Origin of the sequence: Bradyrhizobium septentrionale, assembly GCF_011516645.4 — a bacterium.
Classification (GTDB): Bacteria; Pseudomonadota; Alphaproteobacteria; order Rhizobiales; family Xanthobacteraceae; genus Bradyrhizobium; species Bradyrhizobium septentrionale.
Genome location: NZ_CP088285.1, coordinates 1,050,456 through 1,075,050, shown reverse-complemented (window position 1 = coordinate 1,075,050; position 24,595 = coordinate 1,050,456). Strand labels below are relative to the sequence as shown.

Sequence of the window (24,595 nt, the reverse complement as noted above, 5' to 3'; positions counted from 1 at the left end):
TCATGGATTCACGGATCATGGACGTTCTCGCCGACCGCGTGCTCGAACTCGGACCGGTCCCGGCCGCCGACAGCCCGTACAGGAATTTCAAGCTGACGCGCGACGAGGACGGCATCGCCTGGCTGTTGTTCGATCGCACCGGCGCCAGCGCCAACACGCTGTCCGCCGATCTGCTCGAGGAACTCGACGCCATCGTCACGGCGCTGGAGAACCAGCGGCCGGCCGGCCTCGTGGTGCGCTCCGCGAAAAAGAGCGGCTTCATCGCCGGCGCCGACGTCAACGAGTTTCGCGGCGCCAGCGACCCGCGCGCGGTCGAGACCGAGATCGGCCGGGCGCATGCCGCGATCGACCGGCTGGAGGCGCTGCGCGTGCCGTCGGTCGCCGTGATCCACGGCTTCTGCCTCGGCGGCGGCCTCGAGGTCGCACTGGCCTGCCAGATGCGGATCGCGATCGACGATGCGCGGTTCGGTTTCCCCGAGGTGATGCTCGGGCTGCATCCCGGCCTCGGCGGCACCGTGCGCTTCACCGAGCTGGTCAACCCGATGCAGGCGATGACCTTGATGTTGACCGGCAAGACGATCGACGCGCGCCGCGCCAGGTCCCTCGGTCTGGTCGATGCCGTCACCCAGGAGCGCCATGTCCGCAACGCCGTGAAGGACGCGGTGTTCGGCCGGCTGAAGCGCGCCAAGCCGGGCGCGCTCAATTCCATCCTCAATTATGGTCCGGTCAGGGGTTTCCTGGCTTCGCGGATGCGCAGCGAGGCCGAGAAGGCCGCGCCGCGCAAGCACTATCCGGCGCCCTCAGCGCTGATCGATCTCTGGGAGAAACACCCCGGCAACCGCGCGGCGATGCTGAATGCGGAGAAGGCCTCGTTCGCCAATCTGATGGTGACGCCGACCGCGCAGAATTTGATCCGGGTCTTCTTCCTGCGCGAGCAGATGAAGAAGGTCGCCGGCAGCGGCAACAAGGTTGCGCACGTCCATGTCATCGGCGCCGGCGCGATGGGCGGCGATATCGCGGCCTGGTGCGCCAATCAGGACATGCGCGTTACGCTCGCCGACATGAAGGCCGAACCGATCGTGGGCGCGATGAAGCGCGCGTCGGAGCTGTTCGGCAAGATCATGCGCAAGCGCACCGATCAGCGCGATGCGCTCGACCGGCTGATCCCCGACATGAACGGCGAGGGCGTCCGCAATGCCGATGTGATCATCGAGGCGGTGCCGGAAAAGCTCGAGCTGAAGCAGAAGGTCTATGCCTCGCTCGAACCGAAGATGAAGCAGGGCGCGATCCTCGCCACCAACACATCGAGCATCCCGCTGCAGGATCTGCACGCCACCCTGGCACGGCCGGAGCGGCTGCTTGGCCTGCACTTCTTCAACCCGGTGTCGCGGCTGCAACTCGTCGAGGTCGTCAGCCATGACGGCACCGATGCGGCCATGCTCAAGGAAGCGCTCGCCTTTGTCGGCGCCATCGATCGCCTGCCGCTGCCGGTGAAGAGCTCGCCGGGCTTTCTCGTCAACCGCGCGCTGACGCCCTATATGCTGGAAGCGATGATGATGCTGAACGAGAAGACCGACCAGCGCCTGATCGATGCGGCGGCCGTCGAGTTCGGCATGCCGATGGGCCCGATCGAGCTTGCCGACCAGGTCGGCCTCGATATCTGCCTCGATGTCGGCGACATGCTGCGCTCGAAGTTCGGCGATACGCTGCCGCCGACGCCCGCGTGGCTGCGCGAAAAAGTCGCCAAGGGCGAGCTCGGCCGCAAGACCGGCAAGGGTTTTTACACCTGGAAGGACGGCAAGGCGGAGAAGGCGCCGCTGCCGGAGACCGGTCCGAAGGTGACGGACGAGATGATCGACCGCCTGGTACTGCCGATCTCGAACGTCTGCGTCGCCGCCTTGCGCGAGGGCATCGTCGACAACGCCGACATGGTCGACGGCGCGATGATCTTCGGCACCGGCTATGCGCCGTTCCGCGGCGGCCCGCTCAATTACGCGCGCAGTCGCGGCGTCGACAATGTGGTGTCGACGATGCAGGCGCTGATGCGTAAGTTTGGCGGACGGTTTGCACCGGATACCGGCTGGGAGGCCTTCAAGTGACCGAGACCCAAACGCCCGATACTCACGTCCGCGCGCCGCCGATCAACGGCAACGAGCCGCAGGGCGATCTCTGTATCCGCACGCTGGCGATGCCGGCCGACACCAATGCCAATGGCGATATCTTCGGCGGCTGGCTGCTCAGCCAGATGGACGTCGGCGGCGGCGTGTTCGCCTCCAAGCTGGCGAAGTCGCGCACCGTGACGGTTGCGATCGAGGCGATGAATTTCCGCAAGGCGGTCTATGTCGGCGATCTCGTCTCGGTGCACGCCAACCTCGTGCGCGTCGGCCGCACCTCGATCACGGTGCATCTCGAAGCCTGGGTGCTGCGCCGCCGCGAGCAGCAGTCGATCCTCGTGACCGACGGCAATTTCACCTACGTCTCGATCGACGAGCAGGGCCATCCGCAACCGATCCAGCGCGACGGCGCGACGATCGAGACCTGAACTCTTCGCGCACCTGTGTCGCTGATTCGGCGCAAGAGCAAACGCGACGAAACTGAGTCCGGAGCGTGGTTTGATTGCAAAAGCGGCGCTCCGGCTCGTAAAATAATGCAGGAACAAACAGCCAGTGACTCCGTTGTCGGCCCGGAGTCAAACCGAGGCCGACAATGTCCGACAGTTACGTGATCGAAGTGAGTTCTCAGACAGCGGGTATCGTGGTGCGCGATAGGCGTGGTTATCAGTTCTTTGCTGCGTCGCACCTTTTCCAGCGCCTGGAAGGCCAGATCTTCCGCAACGCCCGCGAGGCCGAGCGCGCGGCGCGCCGGCTCCTCACCGGTCAGCCCGTGCTGATGGCGTCGTAACTGACCTTGGCGCGTCATTTGCGCGTGCCGCAATTGCCTGTATTGATGCATCCGGGCTCACGGAAACATCTCCCGGATGTCACAGGCACATGGCAGAGCGTCGCAGACACAAGACAAGGCGCTGCTGTTCGATATCGACGGCACGCTCGCCGATACCGATCCGCTGCATCTGGCAGCGTTCAACCGGATACTCGGCCCTCACGGGCATGTGTTCGATCATGCGCGCTTCGGCAAGGAGCTGCAGGGTTTCTCCAACGCCTCGATCGGTGATCGCTTCCTCGCACATGAGCCGCCGGATCGCCGCGCAATCATCCTTGGCGAGAAGGAGCGGACATTTCGCGAATTGGTCAGCGGCCAGATCGTGCCGGTGCCGGGATTGATGGCGCTGCTCGACCGGGCTGATCACGCCGGCGTGCCCATGGTGGCGGTGACCAATGCGCCGCGCCCGAATGCTGAGCTGTTGCTCTCGGGGCTGGGCATCGCGCATCGCTTCAAGGCTGTCGTGATCGGTGACGAATTGGCACACGGCAAGCCGCATCCATTGCCCTATCTCGAGGGATTGCGCCTCGCAGGCGCGTCGGCATCGGCCTCGCTGGCGTTCGAGGATTCGCGGTCCGGCGTGCAGTCCGCGACGGCCGCAGGCATCGCGACGATCGGGATGCGAACCGGGCTCAGTCATGCCGATCTGCTCGCGGCCGGCGCGGTGGCGAGCGCGGCGGCGTTCGACGATCCCGAATTGATCCGCCGGGTTGCATCGGCCATGTCTTGGTAAGCGCTGCGTGGTGAGGAATCGCCGGCACTCACCGCCTCGACATTGCTGCAACGCAGTTCTTAACCCCACGGATGCTTGCTCGTTGACCTCGGTGCCGAACGGTCGCAACATGGGAGACTCGCCGTTTCAAGGGGGCCGCCGTGGCCGGACTCTCCCATCGCCAGACTGAAATCCTCAACATCGCGCGCGCATTCGGCCGGGTCATGGTCGAGGATCTCGCCAGGCGATTCGAGGTGTCGGCGCAGACCATCCGCAAGGACCTCAACGACCTCTGCGACCAGCGCTCGCTGACCCGCATCCATGGCGGCGCGATCATCGCCTCCGGCGTCGAGAACCTTGCCTATGAGGCGCGCCGCTTCGTCGCCGCCGAGGAGAAGAAGGCGATCGGCGCCGCCGCGGCCGCGCGGATTCCGAACGGCTGCTCGCTGTTCATCAATATCGGCACCACGACGGAAGAGGTCGCGAGCGCGCTGACCTCGCATGAGGACCTGCTGGTCATCACCAACAACCTCAACGTCGCGATGCTGCTGTACCGCCATCCGCGCATCGAGGTGGTGGTCGCCGGCGGCACGGTGCGCCGCGCCGACGGTGCGGTGGTCGGCTCCACCGCGACGCAGCTGATCGGCCAGTTCAAGGTCGATTACGCCATCATCGGCGCGTCCGCGATCGATGAGGAGGGCGCGCTGCTCGACTTCGACTATCGCGAGGTGCAGGTCGCGCAGGCGATCATCGCCAATGCGCGCAACGTCATGCTGGTCTCGGATTCGACAAAACTCCGCCGCAGCGCGCCGGTGCGCATCGCGCATATGAGCCAGATCCAGACCTTCGTGACCGACTCACCGCTCCCCGCAGGTCTCGCCAACATCTGCCACAGCCGCGGCATCGAAGTCGTCGTCGCGATGGACAAGCCGCAGAGCGATCTCGACGACAACGCCGAGCCCGCACCGGCGACGCTGCGCAGCGCGTAATTCTCTCGCTGTCATCGCCCGGCTCGACCGCGATCCGATGAAGCCGCGTGCACAATCCTTTCACCGTCCCCCTGAGGAGCGCGAAGCGCGTCTCGAAGGGTCGACGGCCACTTCTCGGGCAGTGCACCCTTCGAGGCTCGCTCCGCTCGCACCTCCAGCGACAACGGCGAAGCCGTTGCGCGAGGATGACGGGTCGAACAGGTAAGCCGCTGCGCCGGGATGACGGCGGAGTGATATGGGACCCGCTGCCCCAGCCGCGATCACCTCGCCCAAAAAATCCACAGCCAAAGTTCCCTGTTTTCACTTTTCTTTCGTTTTTGGTTGTGATCTACTCCAATACGAAAGTAAAACCGTCAAAGCGAAAACGGTTGCCGGGGGAAGCGTTCTTTGGACCAGATTTACGACCTCGCCATCATTGGAGGCGGCGTTAATGGCTGCGGCATCGCGCGCGATGCGGCGGGCCGGGGTAATTCTGTTTTCCTCTGTGAAATGAATGACTTGGCCAGCGGGACGTCGTCCTGGTCGACCAAGCTCGTGCATGGCGGTCTGCGCTATCTCGAATATTACGAGTTTCGTTTGGTGCGCGAGGCGCTGATCGAGCGCGAGATCCTCTGGCAGATCGCGCCTCACATCATTCGTCCGCTGCGTTTCGTTTTGCCGCATCACGCCGGCCTGCGCCCGGCATGGCTGCTGCGGCTCGGCCTGTTCCTCTACGACCATATCGGCGGCCGGCATCTGCTGCCGGCGACGCGCTCGGTTGATCTGACGCGCGACGTGGTCGGCAAGCCGCTGATCCCGGGCCGCTACACCAAGGGCTTTGAATATTCCGACTGCTTCGTCGACGACGCGCGGCTGGTTGCGCTGACCGCGCGCGATGCCGCCGATCGCGGCGCCGAGATCCGCACCCGCACCCGCGCGGTCGAGATCAGGCAGGTCGACGGCGTCTGGCATCTCACGGTCGAGGACAGCGTCAACGGCGCGCGCAACACCATCAAGGCACGCGTGCTGGTCAATGCCGGCGGTCCCTGGGTCGAGCAGGTGCTGGCGTCGGGCGCCGGCGTCAACGCGCGGGCCAAGGTGCGGCTGGTGCAGGGCTCGCACATCGTGGTGCCGAAGCTCTACGACCACGATCGCGCCTATATCTTCCAGAACGCCGACGGCCGCATCATCTTCGTGATTCCCTATCAGGACGATTTCTCGCTGATCGGCACCACCGATCGCGACTATGACGGCGATCCGGCCAAGGTGAAGGCGTCGCAGGAGGAGATCGAATATCTCTGCGCCTCCGCCAGCGCGTATCTCGCCAAGCCGGTGAAGCCCGAGGACGTGGTCTGGAATTACTCCGGCGTGCGACCGCTGTATGACGACGGCGCCAGCGAAGCCAAGGCGGCGACCCGCGACTATGTGTTCGAGCTCGATACGCCCGGCGGTGCGCCGCTACTGTCGATCTATGGCGGCAAGATCACGACCTACCGCCGTCTCTCCGAGGAGGCGCTGGAGCGGCTGTCGCCTTACCTCCGCGGCACAAAGGCGCAGGAGGGTTGGACCGGCAAGGCGCCGCTGCCCGGCGGCGACATGGATGTCTCCGCGGTTGCGGCGCTTTCAGCCGAATTGGTCCGCAATTATCCGTTCCTTGCGCAACAGCACGCCAATCGTCTCGCGCATGCCTACGGCACGCGCGCCAGCAAAGTCTTGGGCAATGCAGCATCGGCCGAAGATCTCGGCCGCTCGTTCGGCGCCACCTTGACGGAGAGCGAAGTCAGGTACCTGATGGCGAACGAATGGGCTCGGACTGCGGACGATGTCGTCTGGCGACGATCCAAGCTGGGCTTGCGGATGACGGCGGGTGAAATCGCCGCGCTCGACGAGTGGATGCTCGCCAACCGCGTGTCCGGTGAACGTCCCCTCCGCGAAGCGGGAGGACGGGCATGAGCGTCACACTGCAGAACGTCACGCGGACCGTGGATGGCATTGCGACCATCCGCGACGTCTCGCTGACGCTGGAGCGTGGTACGCTCAGCGTGCTGCTCGGGCCGACGCTGTCGGGCAAGACCTCGATCATGCGGCTGCTCGCCGGCCTCGACAAGCCGACCACCGGCCGCGTGCTGGTCGACGGCAAGGACGTCACCGGCGCCGACGTGCGCCAGCGCTCGGTCGCGATGGTCTATCAGCAGTTCATCAATTATCCCTCGCTCACGGTTTACGAGAACATCGCCTCGCCGTTGCGGGTGCAGGGCAAGCCGCGCGCCGAGATCGAGAAGCGCGTGGCGGAAGCCGCCGGCCTGCTGCGGCTCGAGCCGTTCCTGAAGCGCACGCCGCTGCAGCTCTCCGGCGGCCAGCAGCAACGCACCGCGATTGCGCGCGCGCTGGTCAAGGGCGCCGACCTCGTGCTGCTCGACGAGCCCTTGGCCAATCTCGATTACAAGCTGCGCGAGGAGCTGCGCGCCGAACTGCCGCGCATCTTCGAGGCCTCCGGCGCGATCTTCGTCTACGCCACCACCGAGCCGTCGGAAGCGCTGCTGCTCGGCGGCGACACCGTGTGCATGTGGGAAGGAGAGGTGCTGCAAATCGGCGCGACGCCGAAGGTCTACCGCCATCCCGACACGCTGCGCGTCGCCCAGGTGTTCTCCGATCCGCCGCTCAACATCATCGGCATCGAGAAGAAGGGCGCCCAGGTGATCTATGCCGGCGGCGAGCAGGCGCCCGCGGCAGGCCTCTACGCCACGCTGCCTGACGGCGTCTACAAGATCGGCTTCCGTGCACACCAGCTCGAGGTCGGCAGCTCCGCAGCCGGCCGCCACAAATTCTCCGCCACCGTGACGGTGACCGAGATCACCGGCTCGGAGAGTTTTGTGCACGTCCATGTCCACGATTCGAACTGGGTCGCGGTGCTGCACGGCGTCCATGAATATGAACCCGGGCAAGTGCTTGAAGCCGCGCTCGATCCCGAAAACATCTTTGTGTTCGACGCCGCTGACCGCCTGGTCGCGTCGCCCGCGACTGCGTTTGCAAGCGAATTGTATGGCGATTCGCTTGCGGCACGCGCGTCGGCCAGCAAGAGCAATTGAGGGAGATGCCCGATGGCCCGCATTGACCTCGTCGATCTCGCACAATCCTACAGCGGCAATGACGCGCCGCCGGAATCCTTCGCCCTGAAGCCCGTGACCATGACCTGGCGGCAGGGCGGCGCCTATGCGCTGCTCGGGCCGTCCGGCTGCGGCAAGACCACGCTGCTCAACCTGATCTCCGGCATCGTGACCCCGTCGCGCGGCAAGATCCTGTTCGACGGCCAGGACATCACGCCGCTGTCGACGCAGAAGCGCAACATCGCGCAGGTGTTCCAGTTCCCGGTGATCTACGACACCATGACGGTCGGCGAGAACCTGGCCTTCCCGCTGAAGAACCGCGGCGTCGCCAAGGCCGAGGTCGATGCGCGGGTCAAACAGATCGCCGATCTGCTCGATCTCACGCCGTATTTGAACCGCAAGGCGACCCGGCTCACCGCCGACGCCAAGCAGAAGATCTCGCTCGGCCGCGGCCTGGTGCGCTCCGACGTCGCCGCCGTGCTGTTCGACGAGCCGCTGACGGTGATCGATCCCGAACTGAAGTGGCAATTGCGCTCGAAGCTGAAGGCGCTGCATCGGGAGCTCGACCTCACGATGATCTATGTCACCCACGACCAGACCGAGGCGCTGACTTTTGCCGACACCGTCGTCGTGATGCATGACGGCCGCGTGGTGCAGAGCGGCACGCCGGCCGAATTGTTCGACAAGCCGGCGCATACCTTCGTCGGCTATTTCATCGGCTCACCCGGCATGAATATCGTGCCCGCCGAGGTCAGTGGCCACGAGGCGCGGGTCGACGGCCATGTCATCGGCCTGCATCGAAACTATGGTGTGCTGCCTAAGGCCGCGAAGGTCGAGATCGGCGTGCGGCCCGAATTCGTCGATGTCGCGGCGCCGGCACCCGGCCTGCTGTCGGCCACGATCGAGCGGATCGACGATCTCGGCCGCATCCAGTTCGCCCGCGTTCGCGTCGGCAACACCAAATTCGCCGCGCGCGTGCCGCCGGGCTTCTCGGTCTCCGGAGATACCGCAGGGCTGATCTTCAATCCGGCGCACGTCCACGTCTATGCCGACAGCCATTTGGTGGAAGGGGTCGCCTGATGGACAAGACGATCAACCAAAAAGCCTGGTTCCTGGTGCTGCCGGTGTTCCTGGTGGTGGCGTTCTCGGCGGTGCTGCCGCTGATGACCGTCGTGAACTACTCGATGCAGGACACCTTCGGCAACAACCAGTTCTTCTGGAACGGCGTCGGCTGGTTCAAGGAGCTGCTCGATCCCTCGACCGATCTCGGCGGCCGCTTCCTGGCCTCGCTCGGCCGCAATTTGTTGTTCTCGGCGATCATCCTCGCGATCGAGGTGCCGCTCGGCATCATCGTCGCGCTGTCGATGCCGCGCGAGGGCTGGAGCGTCGCGGCGTGCCTTGTCATTCTCGCTCTGCCGCTGCTGATTCCGTGGAACGTGGTCGGCACCATCTGGCAGATCTTCGGCCGCCCCGATATCGGCCTGCTGGGCTATACGCTGAACCACCTCGGTATCAACTACAACTACGTCTCCAACGACCTCGACGCCTGGGTCACCGTGATCGTGATGGACGTCTGGCACTGGACCAGCCTCGTCGCGCTGCTGTGCTACGCCGGCTTGAAGTCGATTCCCGACGCCTATTACCAGGCGGCGCAGATCGACGGCGCGTCGCGCTGGGCGGTGTTCAAGGCGATCCAGCTGCCGAAGATGAACCGCGTGCTGCTGATCGCGGTGCTGCTGCGCTTCATGGACAGTTTCATGATCTACACCGAGCCGTTCGTGGTCACCGGCGGCGGCCCGGGCAATTCCACGACCTTCGTCTCGATCGAGCTCGTCAAGATCGCGCTCGGCCAGTTCGACCTCGGCAAGGCGGCTGCGCTGTCGCTGGCCTATAATCTCATCATCCTGATCGTGTGCTGGGTGTTCTACACCGTGATGACCAATGCCGGCGCCGAGCGTCCGGTCAAGGGAGGAGCGGCATGATGCATTCGATCCCCGGCCGCCGCCTGATCATGGCGCTGTTCCTGATCTTCCTGCTGTTGCCGATCTACTGGCTCGTCAACATGAGCTTCAAGACCAACGCCGAGATCGTCTCGACGATGACGCTGTGGCCGCATACGCCGACGCTGCAGCACTACAAACGCATCTTCACCGACGAGAGCTGGTATTCGGGCTACATCAATTCGCTCGAATATGTCGTGCTCAACACCATCATCTCGATCGCGGTGGCGTTGCCGGCGGCCTATGCGTTCTCGCGCTACCGCTTCCTCGGCGACAAGCATCTGTTCTTCTGGCTGCTGTCGAACCGCATGGCGCCGGCGGCGGTCTACGCGCTGCCGTTCTTCAACCTGTATTCGGCGATCGGCCTGTTCGATACGCCATGGGCGGTTGCGCTCGCGCACTGCATCTTCAACGTGCCGCTGGCGGTGTGGATCCTCGAAGGCTTCGTCTCCGGCGTGCCGCGCGAGATCGACGAGACCGCCTTCCTCGACGGCTATTCGTTCCCGCGTTTCTTCATCAAGATCCTGGTGCCGCTGATCGCGAGCGGCATCGGGGTCGCCGCCTTCTTCTGCTTCATGTTCTCCTGGGTCGAACTCCTGCTGGCGCGCACGCTGACCTCGGTGCAGACCAAGCCGATCGCGGCGATCATGACGCGCACGGTCTCCGCCGCGGGCATGGACTGGGGGCTGCTCGCCGCTGCCGGCGTGCTCACCATCATTCCGGGCGCGCTGGTGATCTGGTTCGTCCGCAACTACATCGCGCGCGGCTTCGCGCTCGGCCGGGTCTAGGAGAGGGTCATGGAATCCATCGCATGGATGGCCTGGACGCTGCCGACCGCGATCTTCTTCGCGCTGTTGGCCTCGACGCTCGGCGCCATGACCTGGCTCGCGGCGGTCTATCCCGAGGCCGAGCGGGTCGGCGTGCTGCGCATCCCGACCACGCGCGGCGATCGTTTGTTCATTTCGCTGGTGCTGGCGGCGGTGATCCACCTTTTGTGGATCGGCCTCGTCGGCACCGATACGATCTTCACGCTGCCGATCGGGGAGGGCGTGGAGATTTCGAGCCTGTGGCTCGCAACGCTGATTTCGCTTCTTTCAGCCGTCGCGATTTTTCGCACCGTCTGACGAAAGCGAAGAAGAGCAGATCCGGGGTCTACCCGGGCCTGAGGTTTGGTTTGTCGCTGCAACCGGAGGAAACTATATGCCACATTTGAGGACGACAAAGGATAGTCTTTTGACTATGACCAGCGCCGCCGCGCTGATCGCAGCTTCGCTGGCGGTCGCCGCGCCGGCGCGTGCGGCCGATGAAGCCGTGATCCAGAAGTGGATCGCGGAATTCCAGCCCTCGACGCTGTCGAAGGCAGACCAGAAGAAGGAGCTCGAGTGGTTCGCCAAGGCCGCCGAACCCTTCAAGGGCATGGAGATCAACGTCGTTTCGGAAACGATCACGACGCACGAATATGAATCGCAGACGCTGGCCAAGGCGTTCTCCGAACTCACCGGTATCAAGCTCAAGCACGACATCATCCAGGAAGGTGACGTGGTCGAGAAGCTGCAGACCCAGATGCAGTCCGGCAAGAATGTCTATGACGGCTGGATCAACGACTCCGACCTGATCGGCACGCACTTCCGCTACGGCCAGACCATCGTGCTCTCGGACTATATGAAGGGTGAGGGCAAGGACGTCACCGACCCGATGCTCGACGTCGACGACTTCATCGGCAAGTCGTTCACGACCTCGCCGGACGGCAAGCTGTATCAGCTTCCCGACCAGCAGTTCGCGAACCTCTATTGGTTCCGCTACGACTGGTTCACCAACCCCGACTACAAGGCCAAGTTCAAGGCCAAGTATGGCTACGAGCTCGGCGTGCCCGTGAACTGGTCGGCCTATGAAGACATCGCCGAGTTCTTCACCAACGACATCAAGGAGATCAACGGCGTCAAGGTCTATGGCCACATGGACTATGGCAAGAAGGATCCCTCGCTCGGCTGGCGGTTCACCGACGCGTGGCTGTCGATGGCCGGCAACGGCGACAAGGGCATCCCGAACGGCCTGCCGGTCGACGAGTGGGGCATCCGTATGGAAGGCTGCCGTCCGGTCGGCTCCTCGGTCGACCGTGGTGGCGATACCAACGGCCCGGCCGCGGTCTACTCGATCACCAAGTACCTCGACTGGCTGAAGAAGTATGCCCCGCCGCAGGCCCAGGGCATGACCTTCTCGGAAGCCGGCCCGGTGCCTGCGCAGGGCAACATTGCCCAGCAGATCTTCTGGTACACCGCCTTCACCGCGGACATGGTGAAGCCCGGCATCGCCGTGATGAACGCGGACGGTACGCCGAAGTGGCGTATGGCGCCGTCGCCGCACGGCTCGTACTGGAAGGAAGGCATGAAGCTGGGCTATCAGGACGCCGGTTCCGCCACGCTGCTGAAGTCGACCCCGCCGGATCGCCGCAAGGCGGCCTGGCTCTATCTGCAGTTCATCGTCTCCAAGTCGGTGTCGCTGAAGAAGAGCCATGTCGGTCTCACCTTCATCCGTGAGTCCGATATCTGGGACAAGTCGTTCACCGAGCGTGCGCCGAAGCTCGGCGGCCTGATCGAGTTCTACCGCTCGCCCGCGCGCGTGCAGTGGACCCCGACCGGCAACAACGTGCCCGACTATCCGAAGCTCGCGCAGCTGTGGTGGCAGAACATCGGCGATGCGTCGTCCGGTACCAAGACGCCGCAGCAGGCGATGGACGCGCTCGCCGCGGCCCAGGATTCGGTGATGGAACGTCTTGAGAAGTCCGGTGTGCAGGGCGCCTGCGGACCGAAGCTGAACAAGAAGGAAACCGCCGAATTCTGGTTCAAGAAGGCCGAGAAGGACGGCACCATCGCTCCGCAGCGCAAGCTCGCGAACGAGAAGCCGAAGGGCGAGACCGTCGACTACGACGCGCTGATCAAGTCGTGGCCGGCCACCCCGCCCAAGCGCGCCGAAGCCAAGTAAGGCAGGCGTACCAGCCCACGCCATCCGACGACGACAAAAGGCCGGGAGCGATCCCGGCCTTTTTCTTTTCTCCGCTGTCATCGCCCGGCTTGACCGGGCGATCCAGTACGCCGCGGCGTTTCGATCAATCGTTGGCGTCTCTGGAATACTGGATGCCCCGCCTTCGCGGGGCATGACAGTCTTTGGTCCACTCTACTCCGCCGCCTCGGTCGCCTTCAGCGTCGGGTAATCCGTGTAGCCCTTGGCGCCGCCACCGTAGAAGGTCGCCTTGTCCCACTCGTTGAGCGGGGCGCCGGCCTTGAGCCGCTCGACCAGATCGGGGTTGGAGATGAACGGCTTGCCGAACGCGATCAAGTCGGCAGCGCCAGCTTCCAGCACCTTCTCGGCCAGCGCGAAGTCGTAGCCGTTGTTGGCGACGTAAGCCTGCTTGAAGCGCTTGCGCAGCGAGGCGTAGTCGAACGGCGCGATGTCGCGCGGGCCGCCGGTCGCGCCTTCGATGACGTGGATATAGCTCAGCTTCAGCGCGTTGAGCTGATCGACGATGTAGTCGAACAGTGGCTGCGGATTGGAGTCGGAGACGTCATTTGCCGGCGTCACCGGCGAGATGCGGATGCCGGTGCGATCGGCGCCGGCCTCGGCGGCGACCACCTTCGAAACCTCAAGCATCAGCTTTGCGCGGTTCTCGATTCCGCCGCCGTAGGCATCGGTGCGCTTGTTGGTGCTGTCCCTCGCGAACTGGTCGAGCAGATAGCCGTTGGCGCCGTGGATCTCGACGCCGTCGAAGCCGGCAGCCAGTGCATTCGCGGTGCCGCGCTTGAAGTCCTCGATGATCCCGGGGATTTCCGACAGCTCGAGCGCGCGCGGCTCGGAGACGTCGGCGAAAGTGCCGTTGACGAATGTCTTGCCCTTGGCGCGGATCGCGCTCGGCGCTACCGGCGCACCGCCGTTCGGCTGCAACGTGACATGCGAGATGCGGCCGACATGCCAGATCTGGATGAAGATGCGGCCGCCGCGCTCATGCACGCGGTCGGTCACCTTGCGCCAGGCCTCGACCTGCTCCTTCGAATAGATGCCGGGCGTGTCCTGATAGCCCTGGCCCTGCTGCGAGACCTGGCTCGCCTCGGTGATCAGTAGGCCGGCGGAGGCGCGCTGGCCGTAATAGTCCACCGCGAGCGGGCTCGGCACCATGCCGGGCGGCACCGCGCGGTTGCGCGTCAGCGGCGCCATCACCAGGCGGTTCGGCAGCGTCAGCGCGCCGAGCTTGAAGGGTTCAAGGAGTTTGGTCGGTTGGCTCATGGATATGTCCCAGGGAGTAACGAATGGAGAAGACTTGTGCATTGCAACGACAAGCGCAATGGCCGAGGCATTCGCGCACCGCAGGTTAGCTGCGCACAATCCCGCCCATGTGGCCGGCATCGAGGAACAGGGTGTGCGCGTTCACATAGGAGGATTCATTCGAAATCAGGAACAGCGCAGTATAGGCGACCTCCCAGCCGGTGCCCTGGCGGCCGAAAGGCACTGTCACGGCGCGGTCTGATCGCCTGCGGCTGGCGTCGCGGCCCATCGGCGTATCCATGAAGCCAGGCGCGATCACATTGCAGCGAATGCCCTTGTCCTCGCCGGCCCGCGCGATCGCCCGGCCCAGTGCGATCTGCGCCGCCTTGGAGGATTCATAGGCCGGGTTGCGGCCACCGGCGCGCTGGCTTGCCATCGAGGAGATCAGGATGATCGCGCCACCGGGCGCCATCACCTCGAGCGCCTTCTGTGCGAACAGCATGTGGCTGCGCACATTGACCGCATAGTCGCGGTCCCAGGCTTCTGCCGTCATTTTGGGCAGCGACAGGCCAGAGGAAATGCCGACATTCAGCGCCAGCCCGTCGAGCCCGCCGAGCCGTTGCGCGCAGCGCTCGATCGAAGGCGCGATCGCCGCAACGTCTGATACATCGACCACATCGGTGAAGGCCTTGCCGCCTTCCTTGCTGATCTGCGCGACAGTGTCGTCGGCGCCTTCCTTGTTGACGTCGAGGCAGGCGACCGAAGCGCCCTCGCGCGCGAACAGCACGCTCATCGCGCGGCCGTTGCCGATCGGCGGCTCAGCGTCCACGGTTGTGCGCTGTCCCGCGCCGACCACGATGATGCGCCGGCCGTTGAGGCGGCCGTGGTTCTTTGCCAGTCCCAGCGCTTCCGCATGCAGCGAGGCGGACGGATCGATGGCTTTCGGTGCGTGGGTTGTGGTCGACATGGCGTGCTCCCTGACGTCTTGTTGTTGTCAGGGAGCAGTAGCACGACCGTCCGTGCGAGGCGAAAATCCCGCGGTGAGGAATATGTTTGCTCGTCATTCCGGGGCTCGCGAAGCGAGAACCCGGAATCCAGAGGTTATGTGGCTCGAGATTCCGGGTTCGATGCTGCGCATCGCCCCGGAATGACGAAGGAAGCGCGTCAGCTCACGCCGAGGAAATCGCGCTTGCCGATCTCGACGCCGTTGTGGCGCAGGATGCCGTGCGCGGTGACGGCGTGGAAATAGAAGTTCGGGAACGAAAACGCGTTGAGGAATTGCTGGCCCTTCAGGGTCATGGTGCGGCCGGGGCCGACCGGGAAGGTGACGTCCTTGGCGTCGCCGCCGTCGAACTGCTCCGGCTTGAACGACTTCACATAGTCGATCGTGTTGGCGAGCCGCTGCTTCAATTCGGCGAAGGTGGTCTCGGTGTCGGGCGTCGACGGCACCTCGCTATGCGTCAGCCGCGCGCAGCCCCTTGCGGCGTGATCGCAGACCAGCTGCACCTGCTTGGTCAGCGGCAGCATGTCCGGATAGAGCCGCGATCCGAGCAGCACCTCGGGCGCGATCTTCTTCGCATCGCAATGCGCCTCGGCCTTGCTGAGCAGGCCGGTGAGGCTGTTGAGGATCTGAAGATAGGCGGGGACGACGGCGTCATAAAAGGACATGTGATGCTCTTCTTGGTTCTGATGAAATCCAAATCTGCCGAACGGCGATGCTGCAAATGGGGCCGCGAAGGGAAGAATACAACCGCGGAAGGCTGTAACACTTGGTCAAATATTTCCCGCCGACGCGACGCCCTCCTAGTCCCGTCATCCTGAGGTGCGAGCCTCTTCGGCGAGCCTCGAAGGATGCACGGCCCCAGTGTGGCCGATTCATCCTTCGAGGCTCGCCCAGCGGCGCGAGTGCGCCGCAAGGCTCGCACCTCAGGATGACGGTCCAAGAGCACGGCAGACTGTTCGGGCCAGTCCTACGACGCCCTACCGCGTCCCCGGCACCGCGGCGTCTGCGGCCGGCTGGGTGCGGCCACCGCGCATCCGCGCCAGCAGCTCCGCGGTCGGCCAGGAATCCGCCGGCAGGCCGTACTTCATCTGCATCGCCTTGACCGCGCTGCGGCTCGCCTGTCCGAGCACGCCGTCGATCTTGCCGACATCGTAGCCGGCACGTGCCAAGAGCGACTGCAGCTCCTTGATCTCGTTGAACGGCAGCTGCGCGACCGGCGCGTGCGGGCGCTGCATCGGCGGCGCGCCCGCGATGCGGCCGGCGAGATAGCCGGCGGTGGTCGAATAGATCAACGAGTTGTTCCACTCGGTGTAGGCGGCGAAATTCGCGTAGGCGAGGAATGCCGGGCCCATCCGGCCCATCGGCAGCAACAGCGAGGCCGGCATCTCGTCATTGGCGAGCGGCTTGCCGTCGGTGGTGGTGACGCCGAGCGCAGCCCATTTCGAGCGCGGCAGCTTGACGGTGAGGTCGGCCTGGTCCCACGGGAAATTTGTCGCCTGCGGCACGCGCACCTCCTGCAGCCACGGCTCGCCGCGCCGCCACTTCAATCCGTTGGCGATGTAGTTCGCGGTCGAGCCGATCACGTCGGGGCCGCTGGCGAGCAGATTGCGATGGCCGTCGCCATCATAGTCGACGGCGTAGTTGAAATAGTGCGTCGGCAGGAATTGCGTCTGGCCGAGCTCGCCGGCCCACGAGCCGATCATCTCGTCGGGCGTCAGGTCGCCGCGCTCGATGATCTTCAGCGCCGCGATGGTCTCGTCCTGGAACATCTCCGAACGGCGGCAATCATAGGCCAGCGACACCAGCGATTTCAGCGTCGGCAGATTGCCCATCTGGACGCCGAAGTCGCTCTCCAGTCCCCAGAACGCGGCGATCACCGACGGCGGCACGCCATACTCCTTCTCGGCGCGCGCGAACGCGGCCGCATAGGTCTTGATGTATTGCTGGCCCTGTTGCATCCGGTAGTTCGCGGCCATGCGGCCGGCGAACTGGGTGAATATCTGCCCGAACACGCGCTGGCCGCGGTCGCGGTTGACGATGCCCTGGTCGTAGATCAGGTACGGCGCGGTCTCCGCGATCGTGCGTTGCGAGACGCCGGCGGCCACCGCCTTCTGCTTCAGCTCAGCGAGGAAGCGATCGAAGCTCTGCCCGGCATGGCAGGACGCAGCTCGCGGCGAGGCGGCAACTGCCGGGCGCGGCCTGACCGGGGCGGGGCTTGCGGGGTTGGGCAGCGGCTGCTGCGCCGAGGCGGCCGTCGAGAGCGCCAGCGCCGCCGCTGCTACAGCGATCATGATCGGGGCGCGGGGGGAAGATGCTGGCATCGATGTCACCGGCTGGATCGGGATAGGGCCCGCCCTGCATACACCAGGGCGACACCGGGCAACAACGGGGGTGCCGCCGTTAGACCAATTGGCCTTCGGCAGTGTGAATAGCCGCCGCTAAGATCGGCCGGTGATTCGCGGGCAGGGGGTGTCGGCGGATCGATCACGCCCGGAGGGACCCATGTGGAGTTTTCTCGAGCGTCTTTGGATTCGTCGACGTTTTCGCCGCACGGCATCTGCCTGCTGTGGGAGCCGGAGCTGATCTGGCTCCACGTGATTTCCGACGTACTGATTGCCGCTTCGTATTTCTCGATCCCGTTCGCGCTGGCGATCCTGGTCTCCAAGCGGCGCGATTTTCAGTTCGGCTGGATGGCCTGGCCGTTCGCCGCCTGCCCGAGCGGCGGCAGCCGGATGTCCGCGGCGCGCAGGAAATCGTGCTCGTCGTCGAGGACGACAGACTGGTGCGCTCCTATGTGCTGACCCAGATCGAGAGCCTCGGCTACACGACGCTGTCGGCCAACAATGGCTCTGAAGCGCTCGCCGTGCTCGACAGCAGCGCGCCGATCGATTTGCTGTTCACCGACGTCATCATGCCCGGCGCGATGAACGGGCGCGAGCTCGCCACCGAGGCGCAGAAGCGGCGGCCCGGCCTGCGCGTGCTGTTCACGTCGGGCTACACCGAGAATGCCATCGACCAGGACGGCAAGCTCGAGCAGGGCATCCTGTTCCTCGGCAAGCCCTACAGCCGGGCCCAGCTCGCCCGCATGCTGCAGGTGGCGCTGCGGGAGGGCGAGCGGCAGCTCGCGCGGCAGGAGCCGGTGGGGTAGGCACTCGTCAGCAGGCAAGGTCCCGTTGCCCGGATGAGCCAACGGGTCGCGCGAACGCGCACCCGATGACAGGCTCCGCGATATCCGGGGCGGTGGTCCCGCATGTCGCTTCGCTCATGCGGGCTACAATCTGCCGCAGGTGACCGATCGTTAATCCCCGCCGCGTCGCTGCGACGCACTGGTTCCCCTTGCGGCGCGCTCAGCAAAATCCCTACCTCAGCCGGGTCAGTTGTGGCAGCATTCCGCTCGCCGTGAGGGAACAACGATGAACTATTTCCGCACCGCGCTCCTGCTTGCCGGCCTCACCGCCCTGTTCATGGGCGTCGGCTATCTGATCGGCGGCACCACCGGCGCCGTGATTGCGCTGATCGTCGCGGCTGCGACAAACCTGTTCACCTACTGGAACTCCGATCGCATGGTGCTGTCGATGTACGGCGCCCATCAGGTCGACCAGCACTCGGCACCCGAACTCTATGACCTCGTCGCCGAGCTCGCGCAGCGCGCCGCTCTTCCGATGCCGCGCGTGTTCTTGATGGACGAAGCGCAGCCCAATGCGTTCGCGACCGGCCGCAATCCGGAGAACGCGGCGGTCGCGGTCACCACCGGCTTGATGCAGCAGCTCAGCCGCGAGGAGCTCGCCGGCGTGATCGCGCACGAGCTTGCGCATATCAAGCATCACGACACGCTGACCATGACGATCACGGCGACGATCGCCGGTGCGATCTCGATGCTGGCGCAGTTCGGCATGTTCTTCGGCGGCAACCGCAACAACAACAGCCCCGGCATCATCGGCTCGATCGCGATGATGATCCTGGCGCCGCTCGGCGCTGCGCTGGTGCAGATGGCGATCAGCCGCACCCGCGAATATGCCGCCGACAATTATGGCGCGCGCATCGTCGGGCAGCCGATGTGGCTGGCGTCCGCGCTTGCGAAGATCGAGAACGCCGCGCATCAGATGCCGAACGTAGAGGCCGAGCGCAATCCGGCCACCGCGCATATGTTCATCATCAATCCGCTGTCGGGCCACGGCGTCGACAATCTGTTCGCTACCCACCCCTCGACCGCGAACCGTATCGCGGCGCTGCAGCAGCTCGCCGCCGAGCTCGGCACCCAGACCGCGCCGCTTTCCACCGGCGCAAGCCATCCGCCGCGCAGCCCGTGGGGCGGATCGCAGGGCCAGCGCGGCCCGTGGGGCTGAAGATCTTGGCGCTGAAGGTTCTGGGGTTGAAGATTCGGGGCTGAAGATTCTGGGCTGACGATGGCAGGCGGCGTCACGCCTTTGCCGTCAGCACCACATCGTCCATGAACAGCGCATCGATACCGGACTTGCGGAACGTGACGATGGCGTCGGTGGGAGCGCAGACGATCGGCTCGCTGTCATTGAACGACGTGTTGACGACGAGGGGCACGCCGGTCCTGGCAAAGAAGCAGGAGATCAGCTGGTGAAAGCGCGGATTTGATCTGCGGCTGACGATCTGGACCCGGGCGCTGCCGTCGCGGTGCAGGACTGCCGGGATGAGATCGCGCCGGTCGGGCTTGACGGGACATGCAAACAGCATGAAGGCGTGACTGGCCGTCGGCGCGCCGACCTCGAACCATTCCTCGGCATGTTCGGCCAGCACGCTCGGTGCAAAAGGGCGGAAATCTTCCCGGTGCTTGACCTTCTGATTGAGGATATCGCGCATGTCCGGCCGCCGTGGATCGGCGAGCAGGGACCGATTGCCCAGCGCGCGCGGCCCGAACTCCATCCGGCCCTGGAACCAGGCGACGATCTTGCCGCCGGCGATCATGTCGGCGGCATCGCGCGCCGGCGATGTGCTGCGCCGTGCCTTGAGCCCGGCTGACTTGACCGCCGCCAGAATCTCGCGCCGCTTGAATGCGGGCCCGAGATACGGCGTGTCGTTGCCGCGCTCGGGGGAGCGTTTGTTTTTTGCGCAATGCACGGCGAAGGCAGCGCCGATCGCCGTGCCCGCGTCATGCGGCGCGGAAGGGATGAACACGTTGGTGAATTCGCCGGATCGCCTGACCAGTTCATTGGTCACGCAATTGAGCGCGACGCCGCCGGCAAGACACAGATTGTCCGATGGCACCCTGCGCTTGAGGCGGCGGACGGCCGCGACGACCGCGGCATCCGTCGCCGCCTGCAACGCGGCCGCCATGTCGGCATGCCGCGGCAGGATTTCGCCGTCCTCGTAGCGCCCCGGGCCGAACACGGCTTCCATTCTGGCGTGACGCTCCGGGCTGTTGCCGAGATACTCCGGCGACACCCCATAGTTCACCTCATCGGCACGCATGATCGACTGGAACTGCTGACGGAAAACCTCGGGATCGCCGTAAGCCGCGAGGCCCATGACCTTCGACGCGTCGTAATGCGAGAAGCCGAGATAGCCGCTGAACACCTCCCACAGGAAACCGATCGAAAGCGGATATTCGAATGTCTCGACGGTCTGGATGCGGGTGCCGGCGGCCTTCGCCAGCGAGGTGGCCGCGGTCTCGCCGATTCCATCGATGGTGAGGATCGCCGCGTGATCGAAGCCCGACGGGAAGTATGCCGATGCCGCGTGCGCCATATGGTGAGGCACGAAATGCAGCCGCTGCCGCAGTGAACGTCCAAGCAGGTCGTCGATGGCGCCGGGCACCTGACCGAGCCGGAGCCGAAACGTCTCCTCCAGCCGCGGATCCCACCACTCGGCGCGATATCGCTTGCGGCGCTGCCTGGGATCGAACGAGTATGCGACGTGATCGATATCGCGCGCGGTCAGCCCGGCATGGTTCAGGCAAAAGCGGATCGCGCGTTCGGGAAGCTGATGCGGGTTGTCGAACTCGGCCGGCTTGGCGTGTTTGATGCGGTTGAACCGCTCCTCCTCGGCGGCCACCACGAGCCTGCCGTCGACGAGCAGTGCGGCGGCGGACTCGTGATACACCGAGTTGATCCCAAGGATATTCACCTGCGTTCCCCCATACGCCTGACCGTCACGGCAGACCAGAGCGTTTTCGAGCGAAGTGGATTCCGATTTTATCGGAACGGAAATGGCTCTAGCCAAGCTGTCCGGAATAGTAAGGCGGTATCGAGGCTGCGCACTGAAGACCAAAAGCCGCAGCTCACGCCGATCGCAAACGCGCTATGCGCTTGCGGCGTCCAGCCGTCCGACCTGGTCCTTGGTCAGTTCGAGCTTCGTCGCCGCGACGAGCGTCGCGACCTGCTCGGGCCTGGTTGCGCTGGCAATCGGCGCGGTGACCGAGGGCTTTGCCATCAGCCAGGCCAGCGCGACCGCGGCCGGCTCGGCGCGGGTTTCCGCCGCGACCTCGTCGAGGCCGGCCAGGATCCGCATGCCGCGCGGATTCATGTATCTTGGAATGCTGCGCGCACCGCGCGGGCTCTTGCCGAAATCGGCCTCCGAGCGATACTTGCCGGTCAGAAACCCCGCGGCGAGTGACCAGAACGTGATCACGCCGACGTCGTTCTCTTCGCACACCCGTTGCAGCGCGCCTTCGTAGCTCGCTCGCTCCGCGAGGCTGTACTCGGGCTGCATGCTCTCGTAGCGCGGCAGCCCGTTTGCCTTGGAGATATCGAGCGCGTTCTTGAGCCGCTCCGCCGAGAAATTCGAGGCGCCGATCACCCTGACCTTGCCGGCCTTGATCAGCCTGTCGTAGGCCGCCAGCGTCTCTTCCTGCGGGGTCGTCTCATCGTCCTTGTGGGACTGGTAGAGGTCGATGAAATCGGTCTGCAGCCGCCTCAGCGAGTCCTCGACGGCGCGCGCGATGTAGTCCGGCTTCAGCCCGACATTGCCGCCTCCCATGTCCAGGCCGACCTTGGTGGCGAGGATGACGCGGTTGCGGTTGCCGCGCGCCTTCATCCATTTGCCGATGATCGTCTCGGATTCGCCGCCGCTATGGCCCGGCGCCCAGCGCGAATAGACGTCCGCCGTATCCAGGAACGTCAGCCCGTGCTCCAGCACGGCGTCGAGCAGGCGGAACGACGAGGCCTCGTCGACCGTCCAGCCGAACACATTGCAGCCGAAGCACAGGGAGGGGACGGTGAGGCCGGAGCGGCCGAGCGCGCGATGCTTCATGAGTTTTCTTTCGCTTGTTCTTGAGGGCAGGCGCCGGACACTGCGGCAGATCGCCTTTGTTTGCAAGGCGCTGGGCGACGCCAATACCGCTCTGGTTGCATCACAAAGCGCCGTGCTCGCTCGTGCGTCAGGTCAGGCAGGCTGCCCCTCGGCGCCGCGTCGGTCACGGCGCGACTTTCGCAATGCGCAGGAACGCGATTTCAGTTGTCGGGCGCTTGATGTAGATTGCTCGGCGAGCTGCCACCGGTCGCGCCGAATTCCGGAAAATGAGCGGCAGCGGACATGGCCATCGGCAGGCCACATCTTCTCATTTCAGTACGAAATCTGCTGCTGCCCGGGTCACGCCCGGGTGAAACGCTTTTCTCATTTCAGCCAAATGGAGCGATTGCCATGCATTTCTGCTTCTCAGGTGAATACACCCCGCGTGCTCTCAACAACATCATGGAGAACCCGACGACCAATCGCTATGAGGCCGCCAGGAAGTTGATCGAGGCAGCCGGCGGCAAATTGATTTCGATGTACAGCACGGCGGTCGATGGCCCCGGCGTGATGGTGATCTTCGACGTGCCGGATCCGAGCGTCGCACCTGCCATCAGCGGCGTGGTCGTGGCGGCCGGCACCATGCAGAATGTGAAGCTGACCCGACTGTTTACCCAGGACGAGATCAAGGGGGTGCGTCAGCACGCCAGCAAGCTGAAGGCTGCCTACACCCCGCCTGGTGGCTAGCAGGCCGGAGGATCAAGCACCGCTGATCGTCTGACGTCCGGTGTCCTCTCGCGCGGCGGCGCTACCCGGCGCCCCGCGCGAAGGCGAGGGCCGTTGCGCGCGCCGCTGATCCGGGACGCGTCAACGGATGGGCAACACGCTCCGGCGGATGTCGCGGGCTCGTGCATGCCGGTTCGCAAGCCCCGGCCGGTTGTGCCGTCGCCTGACGTCCGCCGCCTCGTTCAACATTTTCCTCAGCGCCGGCGTCGCAGCCGCCGCTCAAGCAGGCAGCGCGTCCAGGTAGACGTAGAGCGCCGCGATCTTGCCGTACCGCACGATGATGAAATCCACGCCGGTGTACGCAGGCTTCTCGCCTTGCGGCCCGGAGCCCCATGCCAGGCGTCCCGAATTGTGCAGGACCTGCGGCGCGCCATGAGGCGTGTAAGCGAAGTGCGGATGCGTCGCCCGGAGATCGCCGGCGAACTTGTCGAGTGCATCGTGGCCCTCGAGAATGCCGGATGGCGCGTAGAGCACGCAATCCTCGGTGTAGAGCTGTTGAATTGCAGCCTTTCGGCACACCGGATCGCCTTCGCCGAAAACCTCCGGAAGGTTGCGGGTGAGCAGCGTTTCGATGCCGCTCACATCTGCGCCCACCGAGGGTGGGGCGCTGGTCTTGCTAGCATGCTGGTTCATTGGGGACTCCCTTGCGTGTCCCTACATCATGTGGTCGCAGCCGCCGTTGCGGAACGGCAATGATGGAAAGTCGTCGTTTCCCGTTTTGATGCATCGGCGGCCAGGCGATCGAGGATCTCCAGCAGCGTGCTGCCGCAGCAGGATCGGCTCCTTGTCCGGTCCCTTGGGTCCGCTAGCGTCTGGACACATGACGCGAGCTGCTTCAACCTTCTCGAGGCGTCAGGTTATCGGACGCAGGCTGCCGTTGGAGTTTGGGGGACGACGCGGTTTGGAAACATTCAGGTCGGATTTGAACATCCGATCGAGCAGGTTCGTCTCGCAAGGGAGATGGGTATGTTTGAAACTGAGCGATTCATCGCCGACTGCGAGGCGGCTTTCGCAGCGGACTCGAGCCACAAGGCAATTCGCGAGGTCGTTGCACGGGCAATGTCCGAGCCGGCAACAGTCCTCAAGAGCCTCGGTGAGCCGAAGCGCGCCGGGAGCCAGACGCTCTTCCACTCGGATTCGCTCACAATCCTCAATGTGATTTGGGCGCCGGGCATGATGGTGATGCCTCACAATCATCGCATGTGGGCCGTCATTGGCATCTACTCGGGCCGGGAGGACAACGTCTTCTGGCGACGCATCCCGGGCGAGCCGAACAGGATAGAGGCCGCTGGAGCGAAAGCGCTGTGCGAGAAGGACACCGTGCCGCTCGGTTCGGACGTTATCCATTCAGTCATCAATCCGATCGATCGGCTGACCGGCGCGATCCATATCTATGGTGGCGGCGATTTCTTCGCTGCGGAGCGCAGCGAATGGGATTCGTTGACGCTGGATGAGCACCGCCACGACCGTGCGCGGACCCTCCGGATGTTCGAACAGGCGAATGCGCGTTACGAGGCGAGTCTCCGCACACTCGACGGCTGAACCGCGCGGCACCGGGAAAGTGGAAGTGTAATCCGTCTCCGGGAGGATGGCATGCACACGATGACAATTCCGCGTCGCTT

Annotated in this window: 23 protein-coding genes and 1 pseudogene; 17 read left to right on the top strand and 7 right to left on the bottom strand. The window is 64.7% G+C overall.

Annotated elements, in window-relative coordinates; all coding sequences use genetic code 11:
• Positions 1-2: 2 nt before the first annotated feature.
• From HAP48_RS07065 to HAP48_RS07010, 12 genes are all read left to right on the top strand, one after another.
• Complete coding sequence (locus HAP48_RS07065) at positions 3-2,099, top strand: 3-hydroxyacyl-CoA dehydrogenase NAD-binding domain-containing protein (RefSeq protein ID WP_166214356.1); 2,097 nt, start codon at positions 3-5, stop codon at positions 2,097-2,099.
• Positions 2,100-2,188: 89 nt separating this feature from the next.
• Positions 2,189-2,542 (top strand): acyl-CoA thioesterase, encoded by a 354-nt coding sequence (locus HAP48_RS07060; RefSeq protein ID WP_051346527.1) that lies wholly within the window; start codon positions 2,189-2,191, stop codon positions 2,540-2,542.
• A gap of 164 nt (positions 2,543-2,706) precedes the next feature.
• Positions 2,707-2,901, top strand: a complete 195-nt coding sequence (locus tag HAP48_RS07055) for a hypothetical protein (protein ID WP_166214357.1) — start codon at positions 2,707-2,709, stop codon at positions 2,899-2,901.
• 76 nt (positions 2,902-2,977) lie between these two features.
• Positions 2,978-3,673, top strand: a complete 696-nt coding sequence (locus tag HAP48_RS07050; RefSeq protein ID WP_166214358.1) for an HAD family hydrolase — start codon at positions 2,978-2,980, stop codon at positions 3,671-3,673.
• Positions 3,674-3,813: 140 nt separating this feature from the next.
• A complete protein-coding gene (locus tag HAP48_RS07045; RefSeq protein WP_166214359.1) occupies positions 3,814-4,641 on the top strand; it encodes a DeoR/GlpR family DNA-binding transcription regulator in 828 nt (275 codons plus the stop codon).
• 387 nt (positions 4,642-5,028) lie between these two features.
• The gene (gene glpD / locus HAP48_RS07040; protein ID WP_166214360.1) at positions 5,029-6,573 is read left to right on the top strand and encodes a glycerol-3-phosphate dehydrogenase; all 1,545 of its coding nucleotides are present in this window, start codon (positions 5,029-5,031) and stop codon (positions 6,571-6,573) included.
• Positions 6,570-7,709, top strand: coding sequence for an ABC transporter ATP-binding protein (locus HAP48_RS07035; RefSeq protein WP_029082999.1), 1,140 nt, complete (start codon positions 6,570-6,572; stop codon positions 7,707-7,709). The genes glpD and HAP48_RS07035 overlap by 4 nt, the downstream gene beginning before the upstream one ends.
• Positions 7,710-7,721: 12 nt before the next feature.
• On the top strand, positions 7,722-8,807 hold the full coding sequence (locus HAP48_RS07030; RefSeq protein WP_166214361.1) for an ABC transporter ATP-binding protein: 1,086 nt from the start codon (positions 7,722-7,724) through the stop codon (positions 8,805-8,807).
• Positions 8,807-9,709 carry a carbohydrate ABC transporter permease gene (locus tag HAP48_RS07025; protein ID WP_029082997.1) on the top strand — a complete coding sequence of 301 codons (903 nt, stop codon included), beginning with the start codon at positions 8,807-8,809 and terminating at the stop codon, positions 9,707-9,709. Before HAP48_RS07030 ends, HAP48_RS07025 begins: the two co-directional genes overlap by 1 nt.
• Entirely contained in the window at positions 9,709-10,515 is an 807-nt protein-coding gene (locus HAP48_RS07020; RefSeq protein ID WP_029082996.1) for a carbohydrate ABC transporter permease, read from the top strand. Before HAP48_RS07025 ends, HAP48_RS07020 begins: the two co-directional genes overlap by 1 nt.
• A 9-nt stretch (positions 10,516-10,524) precedes the next feature.
• A complete protein-coding gene (locus HAP48_RS07015) occupies positions 10,525-10,851 on the top strand; it encodes a DUF2160 domain-containing protein (protein ID WP_029082995.1) in 327 nt (108 codons plus the stop codon).
• Positions 10,852-10,966: 115 nt separating this feature from the next.
• Entirely contained in the window at positions 10,967-12,709 is a 1,743-nt protein-coding gene (locus HAP48_RS07010) for an ABC transporter substrate-binding protein (RefSeq protein ID WP_166216803.1), read from the top strand.
• 192 nt (positions 12,710-12,901) lie between these two features.
• On the opposite strand, the gene HAP48_RS07005 is transcribed toward HAP48_RS07010, so the two are convergent.
• The 4 genes from HAP48_RS07005 to HAP48_RS06990 all read right to left on the bottom strand — a co-directional run bounded on the left by HAP48_RS07005 (position 12,902) and on the right by HAP48_RS06990 (position 17,278).
• Positions 12,902-14,005 carry an alkene reductase gene (locus HAP48_RS07005; RefSeq protein WP_166214362.1) on the bottom strand — a complete coding sequence of 368 codons (1,104 nt, stop codon included), beginning with the start codon at positions 14,003-14,005 and terminating at the stop codon, positions 12,902-12,904.
• A gap of 85 nt (positions 14,006-14,090) precedes the next feature.
• On the bottom strand, positions 14,091-14,951 hold the full coding sequence (locus tag HAP48_RS07000) for an SDR family NAD(P)-dependent oxidoreductase (RefSeq protein WP_166214363.1): 861 nt from the start codon (positions 14,949-14,951) through the stop codon (positions 14,091-14,093).
• A 197-nt stretch (positions 14,952-15,148) separates the two neighbouring features.
• On the bottom strand, positions 15,149-15,652 hold the full coding sequence (locus tag HAP48_RS06995; protein ID WP_166214364.1) for a DUF1993 domain-containing protein: 504 nt from the start codon (positions 15,650-15,652) through the stop codon (positions 15,149-15,151).
• Between the two features lie 312 nt (positions 15,653-15,964).
• A complete protein-coding gene (locus HAP48_RS06990) occupies positions 15,965-17,278 on the bottom strand; it encodes a lytic murein transglycosylase (protein WP_175612354.1) in 1,314 nt (437 codons plus the stop codon).
• A 211-nt stretch (positions 17,279-17,489) separates the two neighbouring features.
• On the opposite strand from HAP48_RS06990, the pseudogene HAP48_RS06985 reads away from it, so the two are divergent.
• The 3 genes and pseudogenes from HAP48_RS06985 to htpX all read left to right on the top strand — a co-directional run.
• Positions 17,490-17,695 (top strand): annotated as a pseudogene (locus HAP48_RS06985) (hybrid sensor histidine kinase/response regulator); the annotation flags it as partial.
• 47 nt (positions 17,696-17,742) lie between these two features.
• Positions 17,743-18,135 (top strand): response regulator, encoded by a 393-nt coding sequence (locus HAP48_RS06980; RefSeq protein WP_338028981.1) that lies wholly within the window; start codon positions 17,743-17,745, stop codon positions 18,133-18,135.
• A gap of 265 nt (positions 18,136-18,400) precedes the next feature.
• Positions 18,401-19,333: a zinc metalloprotease HtpX gene (htpX, locus tag HAP48_RS06975; protein WP_166214365.1), complete on the top strand. Its 933-nt coding sequence runs from the start codon at positions 18,401-18,403 to the stop codon at positions 19,331-19,333.
• Positions 19,334-19,406: 73 nt separating this feature from the next.
• On the opposite strand, the gene HAP48_RS06970 is transcribed toward htpX, so the two are convergent.
• Positions 19,407-21,083, bottom strand: a complete 1,677-nt coding sequence (locus HAP48_RS06970; protein WP_166214366.1) for a carbamoyltransferase family protein — start codon at positions 21,081-21,083, stop codon at positions 19,407-19,409.
• 174 nt (positions 21,084-21,257) lie between these two features.
• Entirely contained in the window at positions 21,258-22,208 is a 951-nt protein-coding gene (locus tag HAP48_RS06965) for an aldo/keto reductase (RefSeq protein ID WP_166214367.1), read from the bottom strand.
• 282 nt (positions 22,209-22,490) lie between these two features.
• Between HAP48_RS06965 and HAP48_RS06960 the strand changes: the two genes are divergently transcribed.
• The gene (locus HAP48_RS06960) at positions 22,491-22,934 is read left to right on the top strand and encodes a GYD domain-containing protein (protein WP_224496940.1); all 444 of its coding nucleotides are present in this window, start codon (positions 22,491-22,493) and stop codon (positions 22,932-22,934) included.
• A 258-nt stretch (positions 22,935-23,192) separates the two neighbouring features.
• Here the strand turns inward: HAP48_RS06960 and HAP48_RS06955 are convergent, their stop codons facing one another.
• Complete coding sequence (locus HAP48_RS06955; RefSeq protein ID WP_224496939.1) at positions 23,193-23,555, bottom strand: nuclear transport factor 2 family protein; 363 nt, start codon at positions 23,553-23,555, stop codon at positions 23,193-23,195.
• 177 nt (positions 23,556-23,732) lie between these two features.
• On the opposite strand from HAP48_RS06955, the gene HAP48_RS06950 reads away from it, so the two are divergent.
• Positions 23,733-24,515 (top strand): hypothetical protein, encoded by a 783-nt coding sequence (locus HAP48_RS06950; protein WP_210292800.1) that lies wholly within the window; start codon positions 23,733-23,735, stop codon positions 24,513-24,515.
• Positions 24,516-24,595 lie beyond the last annotated feature (80 nt).

Coding starts and splice junctions, on each gene's coding strand:
- HAP48_RS07065 (WP_166214356.1), top strand. CDS start 3: ATGGATTCACGGATCATGGACGTTCTCGCCGACCGCGTGCTCGAACTC.
- HAP48_RS07060 (WP_051346527.1), top strand. CDS start 2,189: ATGCCGGCCGACACCAATGCCAATGGCGATATCTTCGGCGGCTGGCTG.
- HAP48_RS07055 (WP_166214357.1), top strand. CDS start 2,707: ATGTCCGACAGTTACGTGATCGAAGTGAGTTCTCAGACAGCGGGTATC.
- HAP48_RS07050 (WP_166214358.1), top strand. CDS start 2,978: ATGTCACAGGCACATGGCAGAGCGTCGCAGACACAAGACAAGGCGCTG.
- HAP48_RS07035 (WP_029082999.1), top strand. CDS start 6,570: ATGAGCGTCACACTGCAGAACGTCACGCGGACCGTGGATGGCATTGCG.
- HAP48_RS07030 (WP_166214361.1), top strand. CDS start 7,722: ATGGCCCGCATTGACCTCGTCGATCTCGCACAATCCTACAGCGGCAAT.
- HAP48_RS07025 (WP_029082997.1), top strand. CDS start 8,807: ATGGACAAGACGATCAACCAAAAAGCCTGGTTCCTGGTGCTGCCGGTG.
- HAP48_RS07020 (WP_029082996.1), top strand. CDS start 9,709: ATGCATTCGATCCCCGGCCGCCGCCTGATCATGGCGCTGTTCCTGATC.
- HAP48_RS07015 (WP_029082995.1), top strand. CDS start 10,525: ATGGAATCCATCGCATGGATGGCCTGGACGCTGCCGACCGCGATCTTC.
- HAP48_RS07010 (WP_166216803.1), top strand. CDS start 10,967: ATGACCAGCGCCGCCGCGCTGATCGCAGCTTCGCTGGCGGTCGCCGCG.
- HAP48_RS07005 (WP_166214362.1), bottom strand. CDS start 14,005: ATGAGCCAACCGACCAAACTCCTTGAACCCTTCAAGCTCGGCGCGCTG.
- HAP48_RS07000 (WP_166214363.1), bottom strand. CDS start 14,951: ATGTCGACCACAACCCACGCACCGAAAGCCATCGATCCGTCCGCCTCG.
- HAP48_RS06995 (WP_166214364.1), bottom strand. CDS start 15,652: ATGTCCTTTTATGACGCCGTCGTCCCCGCCTATCTTCAGATCCTCAAC.
- HAP48_RS06990 (WP_175612354.1), bottom strand. CDS start 17,278: ATGATCGCTGTAGCAGCGGCGGCGCTGGCGCTCTCGACGGCCGCCTCG.
- htpX (WP_166214365.1), top strand. CDS start 18,401: ATGAACTATTTCCGCACCGCGCTCCTGCTTGCCGGCCTCACCGCCCTG.
- HAP48_RS06965 (WP_166214367.1), bottom strand. CDS start 22,208: ATGAAGCATCGCGCGCTCGGCCGCTCCGGCCTCACCGTCCCCTCCCTG.
- HAP48_RS06960 (WP_224496940.1), top strand. CDS start 22,491: ATGGCCATCGGCAGGCCACATCTTCTCATTTCAGTACGAAATCTGCTG.